This is a genomic window from Hirschia maritima DSM 19733, from assembly GCF_000378345.1.
GTDB lineage: Bacteria > Pseudomonadota > Alphaproteobacteria > Caulobacterales > Hyphomonadaceae > Hirschia > Hirschia maritima.
In genome coordinates this window covers 91,720-112,585 of sequence record NZ_KB899548.1, presented here as the reverse complement: position 1 = coordinate 112,585, position 20,866 = coordinate 91,720, and the positions used below count along the sequence as shown (strand labels likewise).

General features: G+C 43.4%; 21 protein-coding genes. 10 read left to right on the top strand and 11 right to left on the bottom strand.

From position 1 onward, the window contains the following. Nucleotides 1-114 precede the first annotated feature (114 nt). Complete coding sequence (locus tag F551_RS0113750) at nt 115-930, bottom strand: SapC family protein (RefSeq protein ID WP_018998098.1); 816 nt, start codon at nt 928-930, stop codon at nt 115-117. Between the two features lie 96 nt (nt 931-1,026). Between F551_RS0113750 and F551_RS0113745 the strand changes: the two genes are divergently transcribed. Next, on the top strand, nt 1,027-2,880 hold the full coding sequence (locus F551_RS0113745; protein WP_018998097.1) for a DUF885 domain-containing protein: 1,854 nt from the start codon (nt 1,027-1,029) through the stop codon (nt 2,878-2,880). Between the two features lie 222 nt (nt 2,881-3,102). On the opposite strand, the gene F551_RS0113740 is transcribed toward F551_RS0113745, so the two are convergent. Beyond that, the gene (locus tag F551_RS0113740) at nt 3,103-3,468 is read right to left on the bottom strand and encodes a hypothetical protein (protein WP_155826052.1); all 366 of its coding nucleotides are present in this window, start codon (nt 3,466-3,468) and stop codon (nt 3,103-3,105) included. Nucleotides 3,469-3,966: 498 nt separating this feature from the next. Between F551_RS0113740 and F551_RS0113735 the strand changes: the two genes are divergently transcribed. The 3 genes from F551_RS0113735 to F551_RS0113725 all read left to right on the top strand — a co-directional run bounded on the left by F551_RS0113735 (nt 3,967) and on the right by F551_RS0113725 (nt 6,348). Further along, complete coding sequence (locus tag F551_RS0113735) at nt 3,967-4,668, top strand: OmpW/AlkL family protein (RefSeq protein ID WP_018998095.1); 702 nt, start codon at nt 3,967-3,969, stop codon at nt 4,666-4,668. A gap of 229 nt (nt 4,669-4,897) precedes the next feature. Continuing rightward, nucleotides 4,898-5,365, top strand: coding sequence for a transcriptional repressor (locus F551_RS0113730; protein ID WP_026296842.1), 468 nt, complete (start codon nt 4,898-4,900; stop codon nt 5,363-5,365). 53 nt (nt 5,366-5,418) lie between these two features. After that, nucleotides 5,419-6,348, top strand: a complete 930-nt coding sequence (locus F551_RS0113725) for an acyl-ACP thioesterase (protein ID WP_018998093.1) — start codon at nt 5,419-5,421, stop codon at nt 6,346-6,348. Between the two features lie 5 nt (nt 6,349-6,353). Here the strand turns inward: F551_RS0113725 and F551_RS0113720 are convergent, their stop codons facing one another. Continuing rightward, nucleotides 6,354-6,710, bottom strand: a complete 357-nt coding sequence (locus F551_RS0113720) for a hypothetical protein (protein WP_018998092.1) — start codon at nt 6,708-6,710, stop codon at nt 6,354-6,356. A gap of 106 nt (nt 6,711-6,816) precedes the next feature. Between F551_RS0113720 and F551_RS0113715 the strand changes: the two genes are divergently transcribed. Beyond that, nucleotides 6,817-7,701, top strand: coding sequence for a LysR family transcriptional regulator (locus tag F551_RS0113715; protein ID WP_018998091.1), 885 nt, complete (start codon nt 6,817-6,819; stop codon nt 7,699-7,701). Nucleotides 7,702-7,758: 57 nt separating this feature from the next. On the opposite strand, the gene F551_RS0113710 is transcribed toward F551_RS0113715, so the two are convergent. Both F551_RS0113710 and F551_RS0113705 read right to left on the bottom strand, forming a co-directional pair. Further along, entirely contained in the window at nt 7,759-8,721 is a 963-nt protein-coding gene (locus tag F551_RS0113710; protein WP_018998090.1) for an alpha/beta fold hydrolase, read from the bottom strand. Nucleotides 8,722-8,727: 6 nt separating this feature from the next. Continuing rightward, complete coding sequence (locus F551_RS0113705) at nt 8,728-9,450, bottom strand: DUF4197 domain-containing protein (RefSeq protein ID WP_018998089.1); 723 nt, start codon at nt 9,448-9,450, stop codon at nt 8,728-8,730. A 243-nt stretch (nt 9,451-9,693) separates the two neighbouring features. On the opposite strand from F551_RS0113705, the gene F551_RS0113700 reads away from it, so the two are divergent. Beyond that, on the top strand, nt 9,694-10,539 hold the full coding sequence (locus F551_RS0113700) for a tetratricopeptide repeat protein (protein WP_018998088.1): 846 nt from the start codon (nt 9,694-9,696) through the stop codon (nt 10,537-10,539). Nucleotides 10,540-10,845: 306 nt separating this feature from the next. Here F551_RS0113700 and F551_RS0113695 read toward each other — a convergent pair whose 3' ends face one another. The 4 genes from F551_RS0113695 to F551_RS0113680 all read right to left on the bottom strand — a co-directional run bounded on the left by F551_RS0113695 (nt 10,846) and on the right by F551_RS0113680 (nt 13,797). Further along, a complete protein-coding gene (locus F551_RS0113695) occupies nt 10,846-11,262 on the bottom strand; it encodes a hypothetical protein (protein WP_155826050.1) in 417 nt (138 codons plus the stop codon). Nucleotides 11,263-11,611: 349 nt separating this feature from the next. Then, a complete protein-coding gene (locus F551_RS0113690; protein ID WP_018998086.1) occupies nt 11,612-11,977 on the bottom strand; it encodes a VOC family protein in 366 nt (121 codons plus the stop codon). 79 nt (nt 11,978-12,056) lie between these two features. Then, complete coding sequence (locus F551_RS0113685) at nt 12,057-12,830, bottom strand: M15 family metallopeptidase (RefSeq protein ID WP_018998085.1); 774 nt, start codon at nt 12,828-12,830, stop codon at nt 12,057-12,059. A 40-nt stretch (nt 12,831-12,870) separates the two neighbouring features. Beyond that, on the bottom strand, nt 12,871-13,797 hold the full coding sequence (locus tag F551_RS0113680) for a glutathione S-transferase family protein (protein WP_018998084.1): 927 nt from the start codon (nt 13,795-13,797) through the stop codon (nt 12,871-12,873). A gap of 249 nt (nt 13,798-14,046) precedes the next feature. Here F551_RS0113680 and F551_RS0113675 point away from each other — a divergent pair, with 249 nt between their 5' ends. Continuing rightward, nucleotides 14,047-14,457 (top strand): hypothetical protein, encoded by a 411-nt coding sequence (locus F551_RS0113675; protein ID WP_233355260.1) that lies wholly within the window; start codon nt 14,047-14,049, stop codon nt 14,455-14,457. A gap of 38 nt (nt 14,458-14,495) precedes the next feature. Further along, a complete protein-coding gene (locus tag F551_RS0113670; protein ID WP_018998082.1) occupies nt 14,496-15,701 on the top strand; it encodes a DUF1131 family protein in 1,206 nt (401 codons plus the stop codon). 5 nt (nt 15,702-15,706) lie between these two features. Here F551_RS0113670 and F551_RS0113665 read toward each other — a convergent pair whose 3' ends face one another. Next, entirely contained in the window at nt 15,707-16,396 is a 690-nt protein-coding gene (locus tag F551_RS0113665; protein ID WP_233355259.1) for a sterol desaturase family protein, read from the bottom strand. A 217-nt stretch (nt 16,397-16,613) separates the two neighbouring features. Here F551_RS0113665 and F551_RS0113660 point away from each other — a divergent pair, with 217 nt between their 5' ends. Together F551_RS0113660 and F551_RS0113655 are read left to right on the top strand one after the other, a co-directional pair. Further along, nucleotides 16,614-17,723, top strand: coding sequence for a DNA cytosine methyltransferase (locus F551_RS0113660; RefSeq protein ID WP_233355258.1), 1,110 nt, complete (start codon nt 16,614-16,616; stop codon nt 17,721-17,723). A gap of 178 nt (nt 17,724-17,901) precedes the next feature. Further along, a complete protein-coding gene (locus F551_RS0113655; protein WP_018998079.1) occupies nt 17,902-19,620 on the top strand; it encodes a hypothetical protein in 1,719 nt (572 codons plus the stop codon). Nucleotides 19,621-19,681: 61 nt separating this feature from the next. Here F551_RS0113655 and F551_RS0113650 read toward each other — a convergent pair whose 3' ends face one another. Beyond that, nucleotides 19,682-20,602 carry a hypothetical protein gene (locus tag F551_RS0113650; RefSeq protein WP_018998078.1) on the bottom strand — a complete coding sequence of 307 codons (921 nt, stop codon included), beginning with the start codon at nt 20,600-20,602 and terminating at the stop codon, nt 19,682-19,684. Nucleotides 20,603-20,866: the final 264 nt, after the last annotated feature.

Sequence of the window (20,866 nt, the reverse complement as noted above, 5' to 3'; positions counted from 1 at the left end):
CCTACCGACTAGCTACCTAACAAAGACGTGAACTCAAATTGCTTAGATGTGAGACAAAAAAAGCCGGACACACCAACGGTATCCGGCTTTCTGTATTCACATTTCAGTTTCGGTTTAAGAAACTGGTGTTTGAGAAGCTTGCGCTTGAGCTGTTTGAAGACGACGCATTGCACGCTGAATGACACGTGGCCAGTTCAACAAGGACACCATGTGTGCGTAAACAGCTGGAAGAGCACCAGCATCTTTAAGCTCCATGAATTTCGCAGGATCCAAAGCATTCAATTTTTCTTCAGATACAGCAAAGTAATCAGCGATTTTCTGCGGCTCACCTTCTTGTCCGTTTGCATCACGCGGTGTGAAAGAAACTGACTTTTGTTCTAGAAGGCCTGCATCATCCATCATTTTCACGAATTCTGCAGTAGCACGGCGTTGACGCTCAAACTCTTTACAGAACTCCATAGCATCTTGAGTGAATTTTGATGGTTGATCACCTTCGAAGAAAGGTACGTCTGGCTGATCAGAAACCATTGGTGCTGTTGTGTCTACACAAAGAAGCAAACGGTCTGCTTGATTGTCTGAAGCAAATACGAATGGGTAACGACGTGCGAAAGCTGGCACGTAGTGGTCTGGGTCAGGAATTCCTTGATCGTCGACAAATTCGTTTTCACCTTGACGAACACCTGTCACAGCAACTGGTGTTTTATCTTCACCCACAAAAATCACTGGGTAAGAGGCAGACGCTATACCAAATTCACTTACTGTTACTGGAATTGCGTGTGCGGAACGCAAGAAAGTGAATGGGTTTGAAACCTGCTTAACACCAAGGTTTTTGTGTGCCTCAAGTGTTAGTGGCTCTGGCTTGTTATAAAAAAGCACGTTACCAGAAAGTTCCGGTTGTTGGGGCTGACCGCCACCTGCATTGTTATCCATAATTGTAGCTCCTGCCTTGATGATTAGACGCTATTAACGGAAAAGTGATTTGTTCACAACCAGCCTTTGAGATCCCAGCACAGGAATTCGTCAAAAATGCACAGACTTCTGAACCACATGACTGTTTTATGTCTGTTTTGCATGGTTTTCCTCAATGCATGCCAACCTAATCACAAAGACACGACTGAGGTGTTCGACGACCTTCTGATTAGCATCATTCAAGATGAAATGATCCATTCGCCTGAATTGAGAAGCAAATTAGATCAACAGAAAATTTCTTTTGCTATCTCTTCAAACCATCAACTAACCGATCGCTCTTTTGCCTCAATGAGCAAAATGCAGGTCACGCGGCTTGAAAAACTGCATTCTTTATCCGCGATCAATCCAGCTCATTTACCGCCCGATCAGCGCAATTCACATGCTGTTCTTTCTCACCTTTTGAAAGCCTCAACCGACTTTAGCAATTACCAATTTGGGAACACAGACTTATTCTCCAATAGACCATATATCATAACCCATTTGGATGGTGCCTATCTCGAAATTCCTGCTTTTTTGGCACACCACCACCCCATCAATGATTTAAGAGATGCGCAAGAATATGTGGAGCGGTTATCGCAAGTATCTCAAGCAATTGATGACGAAATTTCACATTTCATTGCTGACAAAAAAAATGGAGTTATTCCCTCCAGTTTCATTCTTGATAAAATCATAGCAAACGCTCAAGCGATATATGATCAATCTCCGGATCAAAGCCCTTTCACAACAACGCTTCAATATGGGTTAGAATATTTAGAAAATCTCGACATCCAATCAGGACAGTCATTATTGAATCAAGCTCATTCGATTTTGGAGAATGATATTCGTCCTGCTTATTTGCGATTAATCGAAGAAATGGAAACTTCTAAAACAGATACTCCCACCTTCCATGGAATTTCAATTATTCCTGATGGTGCAGAATATTATCAAACTATCTTGGACAGTTTTTCTCTTTCACCTCAAACACCTGAAGATCTACATCAGTTGGGATTGGATTTGGTATCCGATATTTCAGCCCAACTAGATCTCATGTTGTCTGAACAAAACCTATCGGAAAACAGTGTAGGCATTCGGCTAACAGAACTTTCGGCTAACACTGAATATCTTTACGAAGACTCACTTGAGGGACGAAACCAACTATTGGCTGATGTACAAAACCACATCGCTTTGATGGATCCAATTGTCGCTAACACTTTCAATATCGGCGCGCTGCCACCATTATTGGTTCAACAAACACCAGAGAAATCTGCCTATTTGGCGCTAGGCAGTTTTTATGATGCGGGTCCTTTGGGACAGTTCCAAATAGCTAATTTTTACATTAATCTTCAGAATATCGTCGATTGGCCGAGTTGGACCCTTAAAACTCTCAGCTTTCATGAAACAATCCCAGGTCATCATCTACAACAAGCTATTCAACGCAGAACTGACCTGCCTCTTGTGCAACGCATTGCTCACTTCCCTGCTTTCATTGAAGGATGGGGAGTATATGCAGAAGACTTAGCTGATGAAACGGGAATATATGCTGATGATCCGCTCGGCCGGATTGGATATCTGCAATCATTATTATTTAGATCTGCACGTCTAGTCGTCGATACTGGCATCCATTCACAAAGTTGGACGCGCGATCAAGCAGTTCAATACTTAGTGGACACGACAGGATATTCTAATAGCGCCATGCAAGATGAAGTAGACCGCTATTCGGTTTGGCCGGGGCAAGCTTGCGTCTATATGGTTGGTCGAAATGAATTTAGGGCCATGAGAGATGAAGCTGATTTAAAACTGGGAAATGCGTTCAATTTGAAAGAATTTCACGCTGTCATTCTAGATGCTGGAGCACGCCCTTTAACCTTAGTGAAACAAGATGTCACAAAATGGCTAGAACAAAAAACAGAAGAAAAGTCAGTCGCTGAATAAAAGACGCCCGCAGCGTAGGCGAACACTGCGGGCGCAATCAATATGTAGATCCGAATGATGGAATATCGGAAAGTATTCTCGGGCGATGGGGCGTATGAGATACCTAGCTTCACTATAGATCGAAACGGGGAATCTGTTGTGAATATGCCATCTACGTATTGAATTCTTTCAAACGAATTAGAGAGTGGCTGATGTTCTTCCTTTCTAGAAGAACGTAAACCCTTAAGCCGCCAAAGGCATTACAACACGGGCACTTTCGGATGCTGTTTCATATGCGTCACTTGGAGCATCACACACAGGGTTCAAGCCAGCGCGCAAATCATCAATTTCAGCCAATCGTACTCCCCTGTCTTTTTGGTGACGGATATACATGTGTGTCGCGCCAAACCGTTGTGCTTCGCGCCAGCGCCAAATTGCTGTGATATCTTCTACTTTACCAAATTGCTCATCTAATTTTACAACGCGCCCATCGGCGGTTGTAAACAGAATAATTCCTGCTTGGCTTGTCCACGCATTGTCACGCAATTTAATAGCTTCGAATTTATATGATTGACCGCTAACACCGCAAAAGTTGATTGACTGAAACATGTTCTCTCTCCGTTCTGTTGAGATATACATATTCCACTTTTGTTCTCATTTTCAAGTACTTTTATTCTCTTTGGCGTTAACTTAGTTTTTACCTTTAGGAGTCCGCTAAATCATTCTGTTAGCTCGAAATCAGAATAATCTAAAAGATTCAAAGCGTCAGCACAGAACAAGAACATCGCAACTTTCGTTGCGATACCGAAACATTATGTAGAACTTTTTTTCTTTTATTAAATTGCTGGAACAGAACAAGCGTTCATCAATGGAATTTGTTCTGCATATTGCAGCTCGTGGCAGCTTATAATTCGTCACTTAATAGATTCAGTTCAATGCCATTATTCCAAATAGAACAAAATCCATGCGTCAACTCGCCACGCGTCAAACCGCCATCTATTCCACATTTATTTAGGGGCTATATATCCATATACAAACTAAGGATAAAGAGAAAAAGCAAATCACTCTTTATTTTGCCTCCCCCATCGAATTTAAAAGGGATATATTATGGGTCGCATTTCAAAATCATTCGTTGCAGCATCATTGATGTGTATCGGTGCTGGTACAGCTGTAGCTGAAGCAGATAACCCATGGATGGTTCGCGTTCGTGCATTGAACGTAATCCCTGATGAAGCAGCTAACCTTTCAGTTGGCGGAACCGAACTTGTTGGAGATGTAGATATCAACACAAGTATCGTTCCTGAATTGGATATTTCCTATTTTCTGAATGACAACATTGCATTTGAGCTGATCTTGGGGGTCACACCACATGATGTGGACACTAAGGGATTGGTCGTTCCTGTTGTCGGCGAGCTTGGCAGTGTTGATCTAGGTGATGTGTGGCTACTTCCACCAACTCTGACTGCACAATACCACTTTACTCAATTAGGTTCTTTCAAGCCATATGTTGGTGCAGGCATTAACTACACTCTCTTCTTCAACGAAGATGAAGGCTCAGTGGCAGACTCTATTGATTATGACCCAAGCTTTGGACCTGCTCTTCAAGCTGGGTTTGACTACGACCTTGATGGCCAAAAAGGTGGTTGGGCAGTCAATGTCGATGTTAAAAAGATCTGGATGAATACAGATGTGAAAGTTGACCTAACAACTGCTTTAGGTGCCGCTCTGGGCGCTGAATCTGTAATTGTAGATGCAGATGTTGATATTGACCCCGTCATCCTGGGAGTCGGTATGGGCTACAAATTTTAGTTTTTCTCAGATTACCCACGCCAATGGGTAAAACTTGGCACTGACTATTTCTTCTTCCTCACACGCCAGAGTAGTCAGTGCCGCCCTCCTCTTTAAAGAATTCATGCGCCCTCGCGTGAAGGACCTGAACTTAACGCTAACTCCACCTGCAAAGGAAAGTTAGCGTTTTTTTTGATTAATTTCCAAATTGGAGCTTGTCGTTCTTTGTTGAAAAGCCGAAAGTGTCGGCATGACAGAGACTCACCTTTCCTGCTCGAGCAGCAATATAGATGACGCCTTGGCAACTGCCGAACGTATCTGCCAATCAAATGGTGCAAGGCTAACACCGTTGAGGCAACGCGTGTTGGAATTATTGTTAAAAGCAAATGGTCCCGCCAAAGCATATGATTTGCTACAACAAATCAGCGATGGGGACACGTCTCCAGCAAAACCACCTACAGTTTATCGTGCACTAGACTTTCTACTCGAACAGGGTTTGGCGCATAAGATCGAAAGCCTCAATGCATATGTTGCGTGTGGTCATTCTGACCACCACCACTCTGCAGCTTTTTTGATTTGTGAAAAATGTGAACTCGCCTTGGAAATGTCTTCAGATTCTACTCTGCAGGCATTGAAACAAGAGACAAGTAAAATGTCTTTCCAATTCTCAAGTGCAGTTATTGAAGTTCGCGGCCTTTGCAAAAACTGTCAAAGCTAATTAAGACATCACCTAAAATACATATTCCATAAAAATTCTGGGAAAAATCACCAATGATAGAAGTGTATCGCGGATCACCAAATGCATGGGAATGCGATGAAATGGGGCACATGAATGTGCGTTTCTATCTTGCCAAATTAATGGAAGGTGTCGGTGTTTTCTGTCACGAAATGGGAATGCCGCAAGCTTTTAAAATTAATGCGCCATCTACGGTAAAACTCAAAGACTTACACATTCGTTTTCTGAGAGAGGCACATGCAGGCCTGCCTTTCTATATGAAAGCCGGCGTCGTTGGGACTTTAGATACATCAGTCAAAGTTTACTTTCAGCTCAACCATTTGGATGATACGCCCTGCGCGGTCTTCAGATGCGAATTAGAACATATAGACATTCATACAGATCAAGCCTTTTTATGGTCTCCTAAAACGATTGAATTTTTCAATTCCATTCCGGCTGAGATGCCTGATCAACTTGGTCCGCGGTCCATTTCAGTCGATACACCACCGCTTAATCAGCCAACAATGCAGGATGTTGAAAAGATCCATCCTATTAGAGTTGGTACTGGCCTAATCCTTCCTGATCAGTGTGATGTATTTGGCAATATGAAGACCGAATTTTTCATTGGTCGACTTTCTGATTCAGCGCCTCATCTGGCAGATACTTTGGATGTTGGTATGACGCGAAGCCCCACTCCCGACGATACAGAACAAAGGATTGGAACAGCTGCGCTGGAATATCGATTTGCATTCCATAACCTTCCCAGCGCCGGCGATAGTTTTCACATCTATGCAGGCCTTGGCGAACAACAGGGAAAAACTTGGGGAGTTCACTATTGGATAATGGACCCCAACACCCAATTGGCTTACGCAACTGCGCAAGCCACACTGGTCCGCTTTGATTTAGATAAACGCAAAGCCGTCATGCCACCTGAAGGGTCTTTTGAAACGATGCAAAAAGTCATTCCTAAAGGATTGTGGTTTTAAGGTGATTACTCAATACTCTGATGCGACGCTTCCATAGATGCGCTATCGAATGTTTGATTTTCGGCAAACTTGATTTCACTTAAACTTGACTGATGGTGCATCGTTAACACGTTCATCCCAACACCATTGATTGCTTGTTCCAACAAGTCCGCTCTACACGCTAATACGAGCTTATATGGATAGAAATATGGTGTGCGATTGCAAGCCCGTTTTGCTGTGCTTTTGAAATCTTCATAATTCTGCTCCACTGAAGAAGATGGATCAAACTGAAAAGTCACCTCTTCCTGAGCAAGAGCGGAAGTGCCGCCAATTAAAACGACAGAACTCAGCACCAAAAAAGAACGCTTTATTATTCTGAACATAACCTGTCTCCACTAAAAAATTTGAACAGGCTTCAGATATGGATACTCATTATTGAATTGATAACTGCCAAATAATGAATTAAACTATTCATATTTGGATGGAAGAATGAAAAACCTAGATTGGTCTTTGTTGCAATCATTTGTCACCGTCTGCGAACACGGTTCTTTCTCAGCTGCAGCGCGAGAAACAGGCAGTAGCCAAGCATCATTGAGTCGTCATATTTCTCTATTGGAACAACAACTAGACACACGTCTTTTTGAACGTACCGTAAACGGTGTCGAGCTAACCAAACCTGGTTTGAGTGTTTATAAATATGCAAATGACATGGCGAATTCGGTCGGCCACTTATCAATGGCCGTCGATGGAACAAACCAAACTATTAGCGGCACAGTTCGAGTTACAGCTGCAACAATGATGGCAACTTATATTTTGCCAAACATAATTTCTTCACTTCGATTAGAAGAACCTCTAATCGACATCGAACTTGTTGCCTCCAACAAGACTGAAAATTTAGTTCGGCGAGAGGCCGACATAGCGGTAAGGCTAGTCACTCCTACTCAATCTAATTTATACGCAAAAAAACTTGGAGATATGGAATTTTCTTTATACGCATCAAACACATATCTCGATCGACATGGTCCACCTGAAACTGCGAATGATCTGTGGGAACACGATGTAATCGGCTTTGACACAAGTGACCTAATTATTACAGGAATGCATCGTTACGGCATTGAGGTCGATAGAGACTTCTTTGCTTTTCGAAGTGACGACCACATTGTTTGTTGGCAAATGGTGCAAGCCGGAATGGGTATAGGGATAGTCCAAAAAGAAATTGGTGATTCAACCCCAAATGTAACAAGGATCGACCTTCCGAATACATTATCAACCTATCCCATCTGGCTAATTGCTCATTCAGAATTAAAATCAAACTTGAGAGTGCGACGAGTATTTGACTACTTAGCAGACGGCATAATTCGTCAAATCAAATAGTCAAATAAATGCACTTCACGAACAATGTACTCATCGCCTCGGTTCAAAAGTAAGGCGCTAATATATCTGCCCAATTGAATCATTGATGGTTCGTTTTACGGCACCAAGATAATCGGTACCGTCATTTAAGCCAGCAGCCGTCTCGATCAAAATTCTGATAGCATCGCGAACAACATAAGGCCGCTCCATCGGCAGGAAATGCGTCGTTCCAGGCACACGCGTTACTGCAGCATCAGGACGTACGGAATGAATGCGCTGATCAATATCAGAAACGCTTGTTGACTTCTTCTCACCTTGCAAAAGAATAAAAGGAAAACGTTTCTTTTTCATCGAATAAATTGCAGCCCAAGGACGATTTTTCTGCGCACGATATCCAGCTGCTTCCCAAGCTGGTTCACAAGCTAATTTACCCGCTGTTCCCTCTGTGGGCGTCAAGCCATCACTCAGATAATCAGTGAGAAATGGTGCACGCCAAGTCGCGAAAGCTCCTCTTCCCTTCAGATTTTCTTCTGCTTCTTCAACACTGTCAAAATGAACTTTCCGTTTCAAAGTTCCTTTAACTTCAGGAATTTGCGAACCGATGAGCGATGACACCAATGGTATATGCATCGCAAAATATAAGGGCGCAGACAAAATAACGGGATCGGCCAAAACCAAACCTTTAACAAGATCAGGTCGTTTGCGAGCAACAAGCAGAGAAACTGTCGCTCCCATAGAATGGCCCGATAGCACCAATCCTTCGGGTGCTATCTTTTCAATCACCTCGATCACATCATCGCGATATTGATTCCAGCTCTTCAGCTTTCTTGGATCTGCGTGCAAGGTCGTGCGACCATGCCCGCGCAAATCAATTGCAGCGACATGCCACAAATTACCAAGCGGCTCCAATATCGACTGATACGTCATGGCGTTAAAGCCATTCGCATGAAGAAATAATGCTTGTGTGGGCTGAGTCGGCTCACCAAAAGATATACCGGCAACCTCACCAGCATCCAATTCTACACGAAATCTACGAAGCAAGAGAAGCTAGCCTCCAAATACCCTTTTCAGGAGTTTAGTTGTCTGTTTACCAGGATCATTTCGTATAGCCTGCTCTTCTTCAGCAAGATAGTGGAATAATCCATCTAGCGCCCCATCAACCGCATAATTTACGAGTTCGGTGCGCATGCTCGACACCATATTCGATGGCAGATATTTGCCAATCACCGTTTCAGCCTGATCCAATGCACCAACTTGCGCTAGAGATGAAACCACGATTGGTTTAAATTCCTGACGTAAATTTGCTTCGGTCTTAGTTCTCAAAAATTCGGTTGCCGCTGTATCACCACCGTTCAATAACCCCATTGCATCATCAATCGTCATAGACGTTACAGCTGAGATAAATAATTGTTTGGCTTTAGGCGCAGCTTCCTCAGCAGCGCGATTCATCTTTAATTCCAGTTCGTTCAACGAACCATCCATGCCTATACGACCCAGTGATTTTTGAACTTTTCCCAACTCTCCAGGAAGACCAATCTTGATGGCTGAATCTTCAAAATATCCATTGGGCATTGAAACGTTGTCAATAACACGCCCCGTTCCAACTGAGAGTGCCTCCTTAAGACCCAGACCAACTTCCTGAGTTGTCACGGGGCCTGCTAATTCAGCAACTCCTCCCAGAATATTCACAATATCTTGGTTACCATCAGTTACACATCCCGTTGTTCCAGCACTTAGAAACAATGCGCATGCAGTCAAAACCTTTTTCATCTGTTTCCCCTTCTGCATTTAGCGAGCTACCCCTCACCTAAATGCACTATGAGTTCAATTTGATTTTATAAGCTTTCCTTCAAACTCTGGAATGCGCAAGTACCGATAGCATATGTGATGCTTGTCTCAAATTTTAGATTCTCTCCACATATTAATCATGAGAAAGCAAAATTTACCAATTATCTTTATGTTTTTTAGTACATAGTCTCGAAGTTCAATCTTAGGAAAACAGAAGAATTACGCATGAATACAAATTGCACACGCGCTTTGCTCGCAAGTTTAGGCATTGTTTCTGCTGTATATCTACAGGCAAACGTCACTCCCGCGTATTCACAAAACGTGTTTTCTCATAATCACAATGATTTTCAATCTGCAAAGATTATCGACATTGTTGCAGATGCTGATGGCCATTCTCTAAAACTACTCATAAAGCTAAACGCTCAGCCTGATATTGCAGCAAGTCAGTTGCAATCCGGTGGCTTCACCGTGTCCGTAAATGGGCTTGCACTCAGCAATGCTATAATCGACCCACCTCCATATAAATATGTTTCAGCGGCAACAATCAGTCAGGATTCATCAACTCGTACAAGCTTGTTGAAATTTCAGACTGCGCCAATCAGCGATATCAAGACCGAAATATTCCAAAATGCTATTTTGATCACTACCCGTCTGATTTCCCCCGCACCCAAGAAACGCAAAATCGATCAACCATCTCCAAATAACCCAACACCTTCAACTAGCGACCATGCCGGCAAAAAACCACCCTCGCTATCATTGCTTCAACCAACGAACGAAACCTGTGACGCTGCACTTACGAAAATTGACGTCAATCCTTGGGATATTGAAGCTCTAGCAGACCAAACTCTCTGTTTGATCAAATATGGAAACACTGCTGAATCTTTGAAATTGGCGAAACAAGTAGAAAGCTTTGCCCCCGACAATTGGAAAGCAGCTTTTGCACAAGCAGAAATATATCGACAAAACGGAGAGACAAGCCAAGCGGCTATATATTTTTCATACGCGCAGCAATATGCCGATGACGAACAAACAAAACTCTCAATCCAACATTGGAAAAATACACCAAAATAACAGATGAAATATTCTCTGACTTCTGGGAATGGGACTAGAGGGTGTTAAATAACCCAGAAGCCAGAGAACTTCTAAAACGCAAATCGAGATCGTATGGGGGGCTCGATCTCTAACTTTATGCTTAGGGATAAGCTATAAGCTGCTAGGCCATTACGTTTGATATTGTTTATGCAGTTTTCTTCATCACACAGCAATTAACTCATCATCACAGAATTGAGAGACCGGTGTGAAAAGAGGCTCAAACAAAAAGCGGACCCGCGACATGTGTCACAGATCCGCCTTTCGAGGAGAAAACCTTGTCAGCGCTTAAGCGACTTTGACTTTTTCTACTGCTTCTCCAGCACCCAAGAAGTCACCAATGTGACCTACGCCTTGATACCCTAATTCCGCTCTTGCAAAATCTGCAATCGTCGGCAGCAATTTGGAAATCTGCTCATTTCCCAGACCCGCAGTTTGAAGATCACGGACCATTTGAAAAGCAACCGCAGAACGGCCACCAGGTGTTTGTTCAATCAAACGCGCAATAATTCCTGTTGCAGCGCCAACTTCCACTCCCGATGTAGCAGATAATGTTCTTGCACCTGGGACATTCTCAAACACTAATGCTGCAAACTGAGAACCTTGACGGTCTGCAGCGTTAAGAACGACTCCAAGAGCTGAGCGTGCCATGTCTGAATTCAGTTCAGTTTCAGTGGCAATGTAACTTACGAATTTCTTCAACATATACAGCTCTCCTGGCATTTATTATTATAGAAAGCTTCTTCACCTCAATTATTGAGGCACCCACCGCTCTCTTATCCATGCTGAGGATTGTGCGCTTGGTATCTTAACAAAAAACGAATCACTTCGCGATTCAGTCAATTTTACAAATAATATTTTCTTATTTAATTACAAACGATTAAGAGCGGCAAAAACACCCCACCCGACTAGGAAATTCTTGCCCACAATGAGGATAAAACTGCCTAGTCAAATTCAAAAAACTAATGAACTATCAACAAAAACCTATAAATTTGAATAAAATTTGTTTTTGCGTTCAATGACGAAAAGCGTGGAACAAAATTTGGGTAAACAATCACCCAGCGAAAACGTAAAACGAGATCTTGTTGTTATCTAAATCTCTTGCATAAGCTGAGAAAACTGGCCCTCTTTGACCCGGCTCGCCATCGCAAACTCCACCAAGCTCTATAACCTTGTGATGAAGTCTTTTCACTTCATCTTGAGACTCAACACCAAACCCGAACATTGTACCGTTTCCATGTGTCGCCGATTGTCCATCAAAAGGCTTGGCAACTGCAAACGCAAAACTTTCATCCTGCCAATACGTCATTCGTTCATTAGCAAGCGTTTGTTTTGGACCTGTTTCTCCAAACAAAGCATCATAAAACCTGACGGCTGCATCCATATCATTGGTGCCAACAACAAAATAATTCAATTTCATATCTTGAAATCCCTTCCTCTAATTAAGGTTAGGATTCATATACTGAATGAATGTCAGTTTATGTCAGCAGGACACCAACCTATGGTGAAACACCCCCAAACAATGCAGCAGGCTTCTGTTTTAATCTTGCCCACATTTGATCACCATAAGAAAAATGCCACCATTCAGTTGGGTTGTGACAAAAACCGGCTTCGTCCATCACCCAATATAACAACCGTCTATTCGAACGCGCCTCCGTATCCGACATGGATTGAGGTTCCGAACGTTCAAACCAATCAGCGTGAGCATTCTCCGTTAGATCATCAAAAATTCCTCCCATATAGAGAGGCTGAAGTGTATCTTTAAAACGAAGCGTAAGATCTGTAGCCCCCCCCGTTGAGTGCGGAGAAGGAGAATTTTCACCTTCACTCGGCGGAGACCAATATTTCTCCACTTCCTCCATCAAGTTTTGCTCAGGAATGTCTGGCCGGTGTTCTCTCAGCCAATCAGGAAACCAAACTCCATGAAAATGCTTTTGGATCGACTGAGGACGCCAACCATCAAACAAGTATAGCTCAAGTCCGTATTCACTGAGGCCAGCATTGGCTTGCACTAATTTGTTCGCAACACTCTCACGTAAATATAACTCCTCAATCGCTCCGGGAACCTTTTGAAAGTATGGAGGGTTGGAAACAGTGAAGTAATGGTTATCGCCAGCAATTCCAAGCGAACGCACATCAACCATCTGTTCGTCAAAAAGCGCATTGCTTCGATCAATATCGACTTCTTGTCGAAAGCCCTGCTTCAATTTATTTACCGGACCAAACGCTGGAATCGGACGTTTCTTAAGTTCATTGATATCAATCTTTAGCATGAACACTCTTCCATAAAGTCCAAAATAAGAGCTCTGGTATTTAATGCTCTTCAAGTTTTCTGATTTCATAGCCGCTTATTGGAAAATGACAGATCACACCACCTGTTTCATCTGTTTCTCGTCCAACAATGATTTGATCAGCTGACATGGCGAGCAATTCTCCCACTACCGAAACACACCCATAGTCCACGGGGGTGACCTTCACATAGTCTCCGATCTGGAAACCTGGCAGCAATAACGTCGTTACAAAAGGAAGCTCAGGAAAAGTATCAAAAGCATGATCTATGGCTTCCTGAGCATCCGAATCTTCAAACAAACCATGCCCAAACGCATGCACGCGCTCCATCCAATCACACACATTTGCGTAAGGATAAAGAAGCGTTGAATTTAATGGACTCTGAGCCAAAGACCACAAACAATGATACACAGAAAAGTCTGCAATTGAGGGTAACTTTCCAAACATAAAAGCATTGTCTAACCAGTTATTGAGCTGATTGAGATAAGTTGTCAGAAAAGCCAATGCAGTTTCGGGACTGAGTTTTTGTTTGGATGACCCCTTAAATAATGCTGCTCGATCTTTTTTAAATGCTGCAACTTTGCCCGGTGCTATTCGTTCAATTGTATCCGATATGGCTTCGGGACGCATGTTTAAAGTTCTGCAGACATCAATCAATTGATGGTCTGCCCATTCAGAAATACGTTCAGCTACAAAACCATGCGCAAATAAGGTTTCATCAAAGGCATGATCAGCCAAAGTACGCGCAATCAGATGTGTGTCGCAATAAATATTGGAATCGATCTGCAAAACAGGCGTTCGACGATAACCACCTGTGAGCAAATCCAAGTCTGGACGTGGTGCAATAGGTTCTATCGGCACTGATTGCCACTCAAGCTTCAGATACCCTAATAACACCCTCACCTTTTCAGCAAAAGAAGAGGCTGGATAATGATGAAGAAATATGGTCATCCCCATTCCTTCGTACCGCTTATAAAGTTACGGCCAATATCGTTTCAACAACAAGATCGGAAATCCGAATCTCTCCCCAAAAGGTAATGTGACACACAATTTTAGACATGGTCTAGAAAAAACAATCCTTACCGACACCATAAACTAGTTTAAAAGCGCACATTTTTATCAGATTCGAGATTCTGCCACATAATTGCAATAATGATGATATCATACGTATTCATCGCCACACGAATGAAAGGACAAACAATGAAATATCTGAATTTCTTCTTCCGCGAAGGATCTTCGATTATGTTTTCCATCTATCTGGCGATGTTCGCACTAACAAACATAACAATTATTCCATTAGGGACCGAAGCTGCTGGAATGTTCTCAGTTGCAATGGTGTGCCTCGTCTACCTTTCTTTGCAAAGTGGAATGGCGGCCTATTCAAATGTTGGGAATGATCGTCCAATATTCGATTTCTTTTTCTCTTTGGCTCCACTATTTACGCTTCTAATGATCGCTATTCTTTCGATCGTTGGTGTCGCTCAACTTACTATGTTTGAATCGCTTTCCATGTGGTTGGCATTCGCCGTCACAATTATGGATGTAGTATTCAACACCCAAGTGATCTTCAAAATGAACCGCTTGGCCACTGATATGGTGCAGATGCGCTAATCTAGTTTGATGGATATGAACTCAATAGATATTCAAAAATGATTTCCAAAAAAATTATACTCTCTCTCGCGCTCACAGGAATCTGTACGAGTGGCTGTTACGAAGAAGAAGCAAGTGCGCCTGCTGCTCACACTCCTACGGAACTCATAAGCGATGCAAAAGACGACGCGCCAGCAATCTCTGAGCCCATAGAAGTTACATTTGACGATTATGGTCGCCCACGATCTCACGCTCTACTTGGACAAAAAGCGCCCGAATTTAATACAGAATATAGTGACGGCACACCATTTTCGCAAAACGATCTAATGGGCAAATGGACGGTGCTAAATTTTTGGGGATTGTATTGTCACGATAGCCTTCATGATGCCAAATATGCCAACGCTCTAAAAACCGCTATTGAACAAGATCCAGATCTCAATTTCGTATCTTTCCATACAGCTCCCAAAGATCAAGTTTTATCCAAGCCTTTTGGCAAATATGGTTCGTTATCAAAATTCTTCAAAGACAAAGAATTTGAAGAATATCCAGTTGCTTTGGATCTGGAAGCTGAAATACGCAAGAAATTCGCAGTTGAATGGACCCCTACCTATCTACTAATTGGACCAGATCTGACCATAGAGTTTTTTCGTTCTGATCTTTCCACAGACGAAGAAGGTGTAAAACAATTCATTCAGGATATCCAAAAATCCAAACTTAAAGCATCTCAAAGAACATCCATTCCTTCCCAATCGCAATTTGCTGTAAACTCAGCCCCGGCGGCTACGATATCAAGTGCGGGAGTTGCTGGGCTAGCAGGCCAAACGCCTTTTGATATGTGGGCGATAAAACAGGCTTTTGACGGTTATGATGTCAGGTCTGTAATCCAAGAAAATGAAGACGGAAATTCTGAATCCTATGAGGTATATGATGGTGGCGATCTCGTCATGCTTATATCTCCTGATGAAACCGGCGATTGGGTAGGTAGTGCTACAGCTATCAATCCCATCTTCAAAGGCCCCTTTGGAGAGACAATAGGAAGATCGAGGTTGAGTGAGGTTTCTCAAGAAATTCTTGGAAATTGTATTCCTGCATCTGGGTTATTTGAAAATATGCTATCCTGCCAAACAGACACTGATGCTCGATTTGCGCGGCTGTATTCACTTCCGACCAATTATACAAACACCATGACGGAATTGCCGGAAGAAGTTCGAAAAAACGCCCTCCTGGCTGGCCTTAGCTTTATTCCTTCCAACAGAGCATTCTAGAGAAGTTATTTTTTCAATGGCTGCAGCAGCAATTTATCCAACCGTTGATTATTCACCTCACCAAACCGCGTATATCCGATATGGACTGATGCAGGATCAATGAAATCTCTTTTGTAGGTATTGAACATCCGATCCCACATAGAAAGAAAGAAACCATAATTGGAATTACATTCTTCTTTTCTAACGGAATGATGCACACGATGCATTGCGGGCGTTACGACAAAAATACGAACAATACTATCGAGCCATTTCGGGAGCTTGATATTAGCATGATTGAACTGAGCGCCTGCATTTAACAGGACTTGAAACCAAAACACAGCTAAAACAGGTGCGCCCAACATACAGACAATGACAACCTTCCACCCAAGCGAAAGAATAATTTCTAGGGGGTGAAACCGAAACGCCGTTGTAACATCTACTTCTGGATCAGAATGATGCACACGATGTAGTTTCCATAAAAATGGTATATTATGACTAGCTACATGTTGGGCCCATATTGCTAAATCCAACAAAATTACGCTCAAAAAAAACTGCACTAGAAATGGCAAAGCCAGAACTGAATTAAATAAACCAAATTCATTTTGAGTAGCCCAAACTGCAATGGCCGCTAAACCAGCAGGTAAAACAAGCTTCGCCAAAACGCCGCTAACGACAAGCAATCCAAAACTTCCCGTCCACCGCTTGAATCTAGGCAACTGACGTTTTCTATCCGGATAGAAAAATTCAAGCAGTCCAAATAGAGTGAATGCTCCCAAGAAACTTATAAATCGAATAATTGTTTCAAAATTTTCCATCACAATAGGTTAAAGACATCAGCGACAAAGAACAATAAAGCTTTTGTGAGTTTCAAAATTCAGACATTCTGACGAAATGGAATTATTTGATTCGCTCCGAAAATCAGAACTCCCGCGCATGCTGGAATTTTTCGCCGGTGGCGGCTTCGCCAACATTGGGTTGGACGATGATTTTCAATGCGTTTTTGCAAATGACAACAACCAGTTGAAAGCTCAAACCTACCAACGTAATTTTGGAACTACCAAGTTTAATTCAGGTGATGTCTGGGAATTGAACCCAGAGAACATTCCCAATGCGGAATTGGCTTGGGCCTCCTTCCCCTGTCAGGATATTTCCATAGCTGGTGCACGCAAAGGACTGAACGCACCTCGCTCAAGTGCCTTTTGGGGTTTTTGGCGTCTTATTGAGGCAATGGCAGATGATGAACGCGCACCAGATACTTTAGCGTTAGAAAATGTTTCTGGTCTGATTTCATCACGACGAGGCCGTGACTTTATCGCTGTAACCGAAACGCTCGCAGATGCTGGATATCGCGTGGGTGCTATGGTGCTCGACGCTGCTCTTTTCAGCCCGCAATCCCGGCAGCGCTTGTTTATTATTGCTCACAAAGGGAAAATCCCAAAAGAATTAGAAGTCGCAAATCCAAATCCAGTATTTCACCCACCCAATTTGCAAAAAGTAGTAGGACGCCTAGACCCATCTAGTCGCATGGCATGGGTGTGGTGGAATTTACCCGAACCTTCTGCACGCAATGCTAACCTAGAAGATATTTTAGATCGTAAAGTCCCGGAAAACCAATGGCGCTCAGATGAAGCTACACAAAAACTGATAGGTCAAATGTCCCCTCTTCACCGGACAAAATTTGAGGCAGCATTGAAAGAAAAAAAATGGCGCGCTGGAGCGGTCTATCGACGGATCCGCTTGGAAGATGGCGCAAAGGTTCAGCGTGCTGAAATCCGGTATGATGGGTTAGCCGGTTGCTTGCGTACACCTGCTGGCGGGTCATCCAAGCAATTGTTGATGGTGACGCATAACGGCCAAGCAAGGCTGCGAACATTAAACACAAAAGAAGCCGGGCGGCTAATGGGGCTAACAGAAGACTATCTTTTACCAGAGAAAGAAACACCCGCCCTCCAAATCATCGGAGATGCGGTAAGCATTCCGGTGGTAAAATGGTTATCAAATAACTTGTTGAGAAAACTCTCTCAGTCTCCTATTCATTCATAATCAAAAAAACTAAACACACTTCCAGGGCCATTTGGCCTTATTTATGCATAACAATTATCGTCCAAATACTGAGAATATTTCAGCTTTCGGCCAAAATAGAACACTTAACGTCTTTCAGCATACGCCTAACGGGCTTATATCAGTCTAAAAGCACACTATTTAAGAGAATAACCTAACCATGCTTCACATCTCGACACAAAAACTCATCGAGAAACTCCTTGAACGCACCCAAAAAGGTACGATCGATTGGAAAGAACGTGAGCCTGAGGGCGTCATTCTCGAGACTGAAGGCTATGTAGTCGAACTAACTGGTTCACCAGCAACTGTGAAGCTGTCTCATGTAAATGGCCGATTGCTAGAGGATGTCACGACTGAAGTACTCGAAAGTGCTCAAGATTCAACTGGTCGCACCTTTGCTTCCATCGTCACTGAACTAGCAGGTGAAGCCAATAGATTCGCAAAGGGAACTGAGCAAGCTATCGCTTCAATCCTAGACGCAGTTGAAGCAAGCACAACGCCAATCAAAAAATCTGGCCCAGCTTTCCCAGGCCAACCTCACACTGATGCATCTCCTTCTGTTTCCGAAGAACAAACGGAAAGTTCGATCAAAACAAATTCTGATCCAGCAACCGAAGCTGGGATGAGTGCAGCAGTCGTAAAAATGGTTGCCGAAATAAATGGCTCAACCCCCGTTTCAGGCGATGAGTTAGATCATCTCGCCGAAGAAACTTCCTCTGTTGAGGAAACAGTTGAACAAGTGGAACCTGAAAATCTTTCTATTGAAACAATCACAGAACCAGAATTAACAGACTTCGACGCAGAAGCATTGCTATCTGCTGAACTTCCGCCGGAGCCGGTGCCAGAACTTCCTGAAGCACCGCAAGAACTGGCAATGGACTCAGCAGTCGAAGAAACATCACAAGAACTCGAAGAGTCGGCAGAAGAAGAAGTTCCGGAATTTAAAACTCATGTAGTTGATACTCCCGCTATTGGTGGGTTCGCTGCTGGAAGCATGGCCGCTGCAGCCGCAGCTGCAGCATCGGCCACCCTACCAAAAGCTTCAGATGAAGAAGTATCCGATTTAGTCTCTGAAGCGCCAACTCCTTCAGACATCGAACCGTTCAATGAAGAGATTGAAATACCTGAGGCGCTCGATAACTCTTTGGAAATTCCCCCAATTCCTTCAACACCGGAATTGGAAACGGCATTTGATGAACCGCCTCAAACGGATGGTCCGAGCCCATCCAACGATTTAAAGTTAGATACAGAGGAAGTTTTACCACCTCCTCCTCCGCCTATGAGTGCACCGGATTTTCCTGAAGACACAGCCATGGAAATTGAGGAAGAACTGGTCCCACCTGCTTCTTTGGAAGGTTTAGAGCTCCCTATTGAAGCGCCTATCGAATCTTCATCAGAGATGCATTTCCAACCTTTTGCCAAAAGAACTGCGGAGTTGGCTGCTGCCGAGCAAGAATTAGAAACTGCGATTGAAGAAACGCCGCCATTACCCTCTTTAGACGAGGAAGTTCTTCCACCCGTTGCTGAAGCCGCCGCAATTGCAGAAGAACCCGCTCTACCTTCTTTACCCGTTGAAGAGCCCGCTATTGAGACATCACCTGAACCAATTATTGAACCGGTTCAAGAAACCCCGCCTAGCATCGGCTTTTCCTTTAAAAACAAAGTCACAGCTACAGGACTGACAATCGCTGGAAACATCGGAACTCTTATTCCTGGTGTGCCCGATGATATTCGCCAACGCGCTGATGACCACGAAAGAATAGCACGCTTACAAAAAGAAAAAGCTGAAGCTGAGGAAAGAGCTGCAAAAGCTAAAAAAGCTGCCGATGAAGCTGCCAGTGCAAGAAAATCCACTATAGGGTTTAAGTCGTGGTCGTAATCTTTGACCGAATCTCAAATGAATTGGGCTTCGAATTCAAAACCAGATAGAACCGACGCGCCTACGGACGACAGTTTCTAGGCAGTAGATACCCTGTAAGATGCCCATCAACCATCACTGCTTCGGCATCCAGACAGGCTCTCGGTGGCGGTCCGCTTTCAACGCGCATGAAGCGACCCGACACATTCATCCAATCCTCGCGTTTTGAATTTGCTAGAGGTTCAATAGATTCAACACCGCCAGCAGTCAGCGCAAGACAAAGATAGTCATTTCCTTTGCGTGTTCTAAGCACAAATGCGGTCTTCCCATCATTTTGCGCATTCATTGCAGACACATACGATCGTGCAGAAGCACCCGCTTGAATACCATCTAAAGCCTTCAAACATTCATCAACTTCTATCGCATAGATACCGATTTCATTAGTCCACTTTGAAGATGAAGAGGTTTCAACAGCTTCGGCGGCTTCACCATCTTGCGTCGCACCTCTGTAGACACATCCTTGATAACTCACTTCATCATGCACAAGCGTAATCGAACCTCGCACAGGCTCATTGGCTTGCGCATTAGGGCAAGCCCCTGCTTTGATAGAAATTTTCACTCCATCAAGATCAAACTCATCTACGCCATCAACACGATTTGGAGCACTTATTTGAGCTTCAATTTCTGGAAGCCCCAAACGTTGGAAAATAAACCACCCATCATTTAGCTCCAACCGCCAAAATGGTTCCTGACCCGCAGCGTAAAAAGGAGGTTTAATTGCCCAACTAGATGTATCCAATTCCACACTTGAGGGCGCAGCTGGAGTTTCTAAAACAATTGTTTCGGGAATAACATATTGAGGCGCTTCAGCAGTTGGCTCGGCAGCTTCAGGTGTTTCGTCTTTATTCTTGGAATTATCCAAGAGATCACATGACGACACTGACAAAACTAGCGGTAAAATCCCCGCCAATACGATAGACCGATTTAATTGCATACGCCTCATCGACTAATCCCGAACTTCCAATCTTAGCCCGCCCCATTAAAAGCACAGCCAATGTATTAACCATCTCCCGGCATTGGGCAAATGATTATTGAAAAATCTCAGCTTTATTCGTTAAAGACCTGCGCATTCAGGTAACTCAAAGCCAAAATTCATTGCGACCACCCGAGAATCGAATAGCCGCAAAATGATAGTCAGCTCGCATGTACTGAAAGTGAAGAGGCTGGAACCTTAAAAACAATTTAGCTTTCACTTAAGGTTCCATCC

Bases quoted from the DNA above. Each gene is read 5' to 3' on its own strand.
- F551_RS0113750 (WP_018998098.1), bottom strand. From the start codon at position 930: ATGGATAACAATGCAGGTGGCGGTCAGCCCCAACAACCGGAACTTTCT.
- F551_RS0113745 (WP_018998097.1), top strand. From the start codon at position 1,027: ATGCACAGACTTCTGAACCACATGACTGTTTTATGTCTGTTTTGCATG.
- F551_RS0113740 (WP_155826052.1), bottom strand. From the start codon at position 3,468: ATGTTTCAGTCAATCAACTTTTGCGGTGTTAGCGGTCAATCATATAAA.
- F551_RS0113735 (WP_018998095.1), top strand. From the start codon at position 3,967: ATGGGTCGCATTTCAAAATCATTCGTTGCAGCATCATTGATGTGTATC.
- F551_RS0113730 (WP_026296842.1), top strand. From the start codon at position 4,898: ATGACAGAGACTCACCTTTCCTGCTCGAGCAGCAATATAGATGACGCC.
- F551_RS0113725 (WP_018998093.1), top strand. From the start codon at position 5,419: ATGATAGAAGTGTATCGCGGATCACCAAATGCATGGGAATGCGATGAA.
- F551_RS0113720 (WP_018998092.1), bottom strand. From the start codon at position 6,710: ATGTTCAGAATAATAAAGCGTTCTTTTTTGGTGCTGAGTTCTGTCGTT.
- F551_RS0113715 (WP_018998091.1), top strand. From the start codon at position 6,817: ATGAAAAACCTAGATTGGTCTTTGTTGCAATCATTTGTCACCGTCTGC.
- F551_RS0113705 (WP_018998089.1), bottom strand. From the start codon at position 9,450: ATGAAAAAGGTTTTGACTGCATGCGCATTGTTTCTAAGTGCTGGAACA.
- F551_RS0113700 (WP_018998088.1), top strand. From the start codon at position 9,694: ATGAATACAAATTGCACACGCGCTTTGCTCGCAAGTTTAGGCATTGTT.
- F551_RS0113695 (WP_155826050.1), bottom strand. From the start codon at position 11,262: ATGTTGAAGAAATTCGTAAGTTACATTGCCACTGAAACTGAACTGAAT.
- F551_RS0113690 (WP_018998086.1), bottom strand. From the start codon at position 11,977: ATGAAATTGAATTATTTTGTTGTTGGCACCAATGATATGGATGCAGCC.
- F551_RS0113685 (WP_018998085.1), bottom strand. From the start codon at position 12,830: ATGCTAAAGATTGATATCAATGAACTTAAGAAACGTCCGATTCCAGCG.
- F551_RS0113680 (WP_018998084.1), bottom strand. From the start codon at position 13,797: ATGACCATATTTCTTCATCATTATCCAGCCTCTTCTTTTGCTGAAAAG.
- F551_RS0113675 (WP_233355260.1), top strand. From the start codon at position 14,047: ATGAAATATCTGAATTTCTTCTTCCGCGAAGGATCTTCGATTATGTTT.
- F551_RS0113670 (WP_018998082.1), top strand. From the start codon at position 14,496: ATGATTTCCAAAAAAATTATACTCTCTCTCGCGCTCACAGGAATCTGT.
- F551_RS0113660 (WP_233355258.1), top strand. From the start codon at position 16,614: ATGCTGGAATTTTTCGCCGGTGGCGGCTTCGCCAACATTGGGTTGGAC.
- F551_RS0113655 (WP_018998079.1), top strand. From the start codon at position 17,902: ATGCTTCACATCTCGACACAAAAACTCATCGAGAAACTCCTTGAACGC.
- F551_RS0113650 (WP_018998078.1), bottom strand. From the start codon at position 20,602: ATGAGGCGTATGCAATTAAATCGGTCTATCGTATTGGCGGGGATTTTA.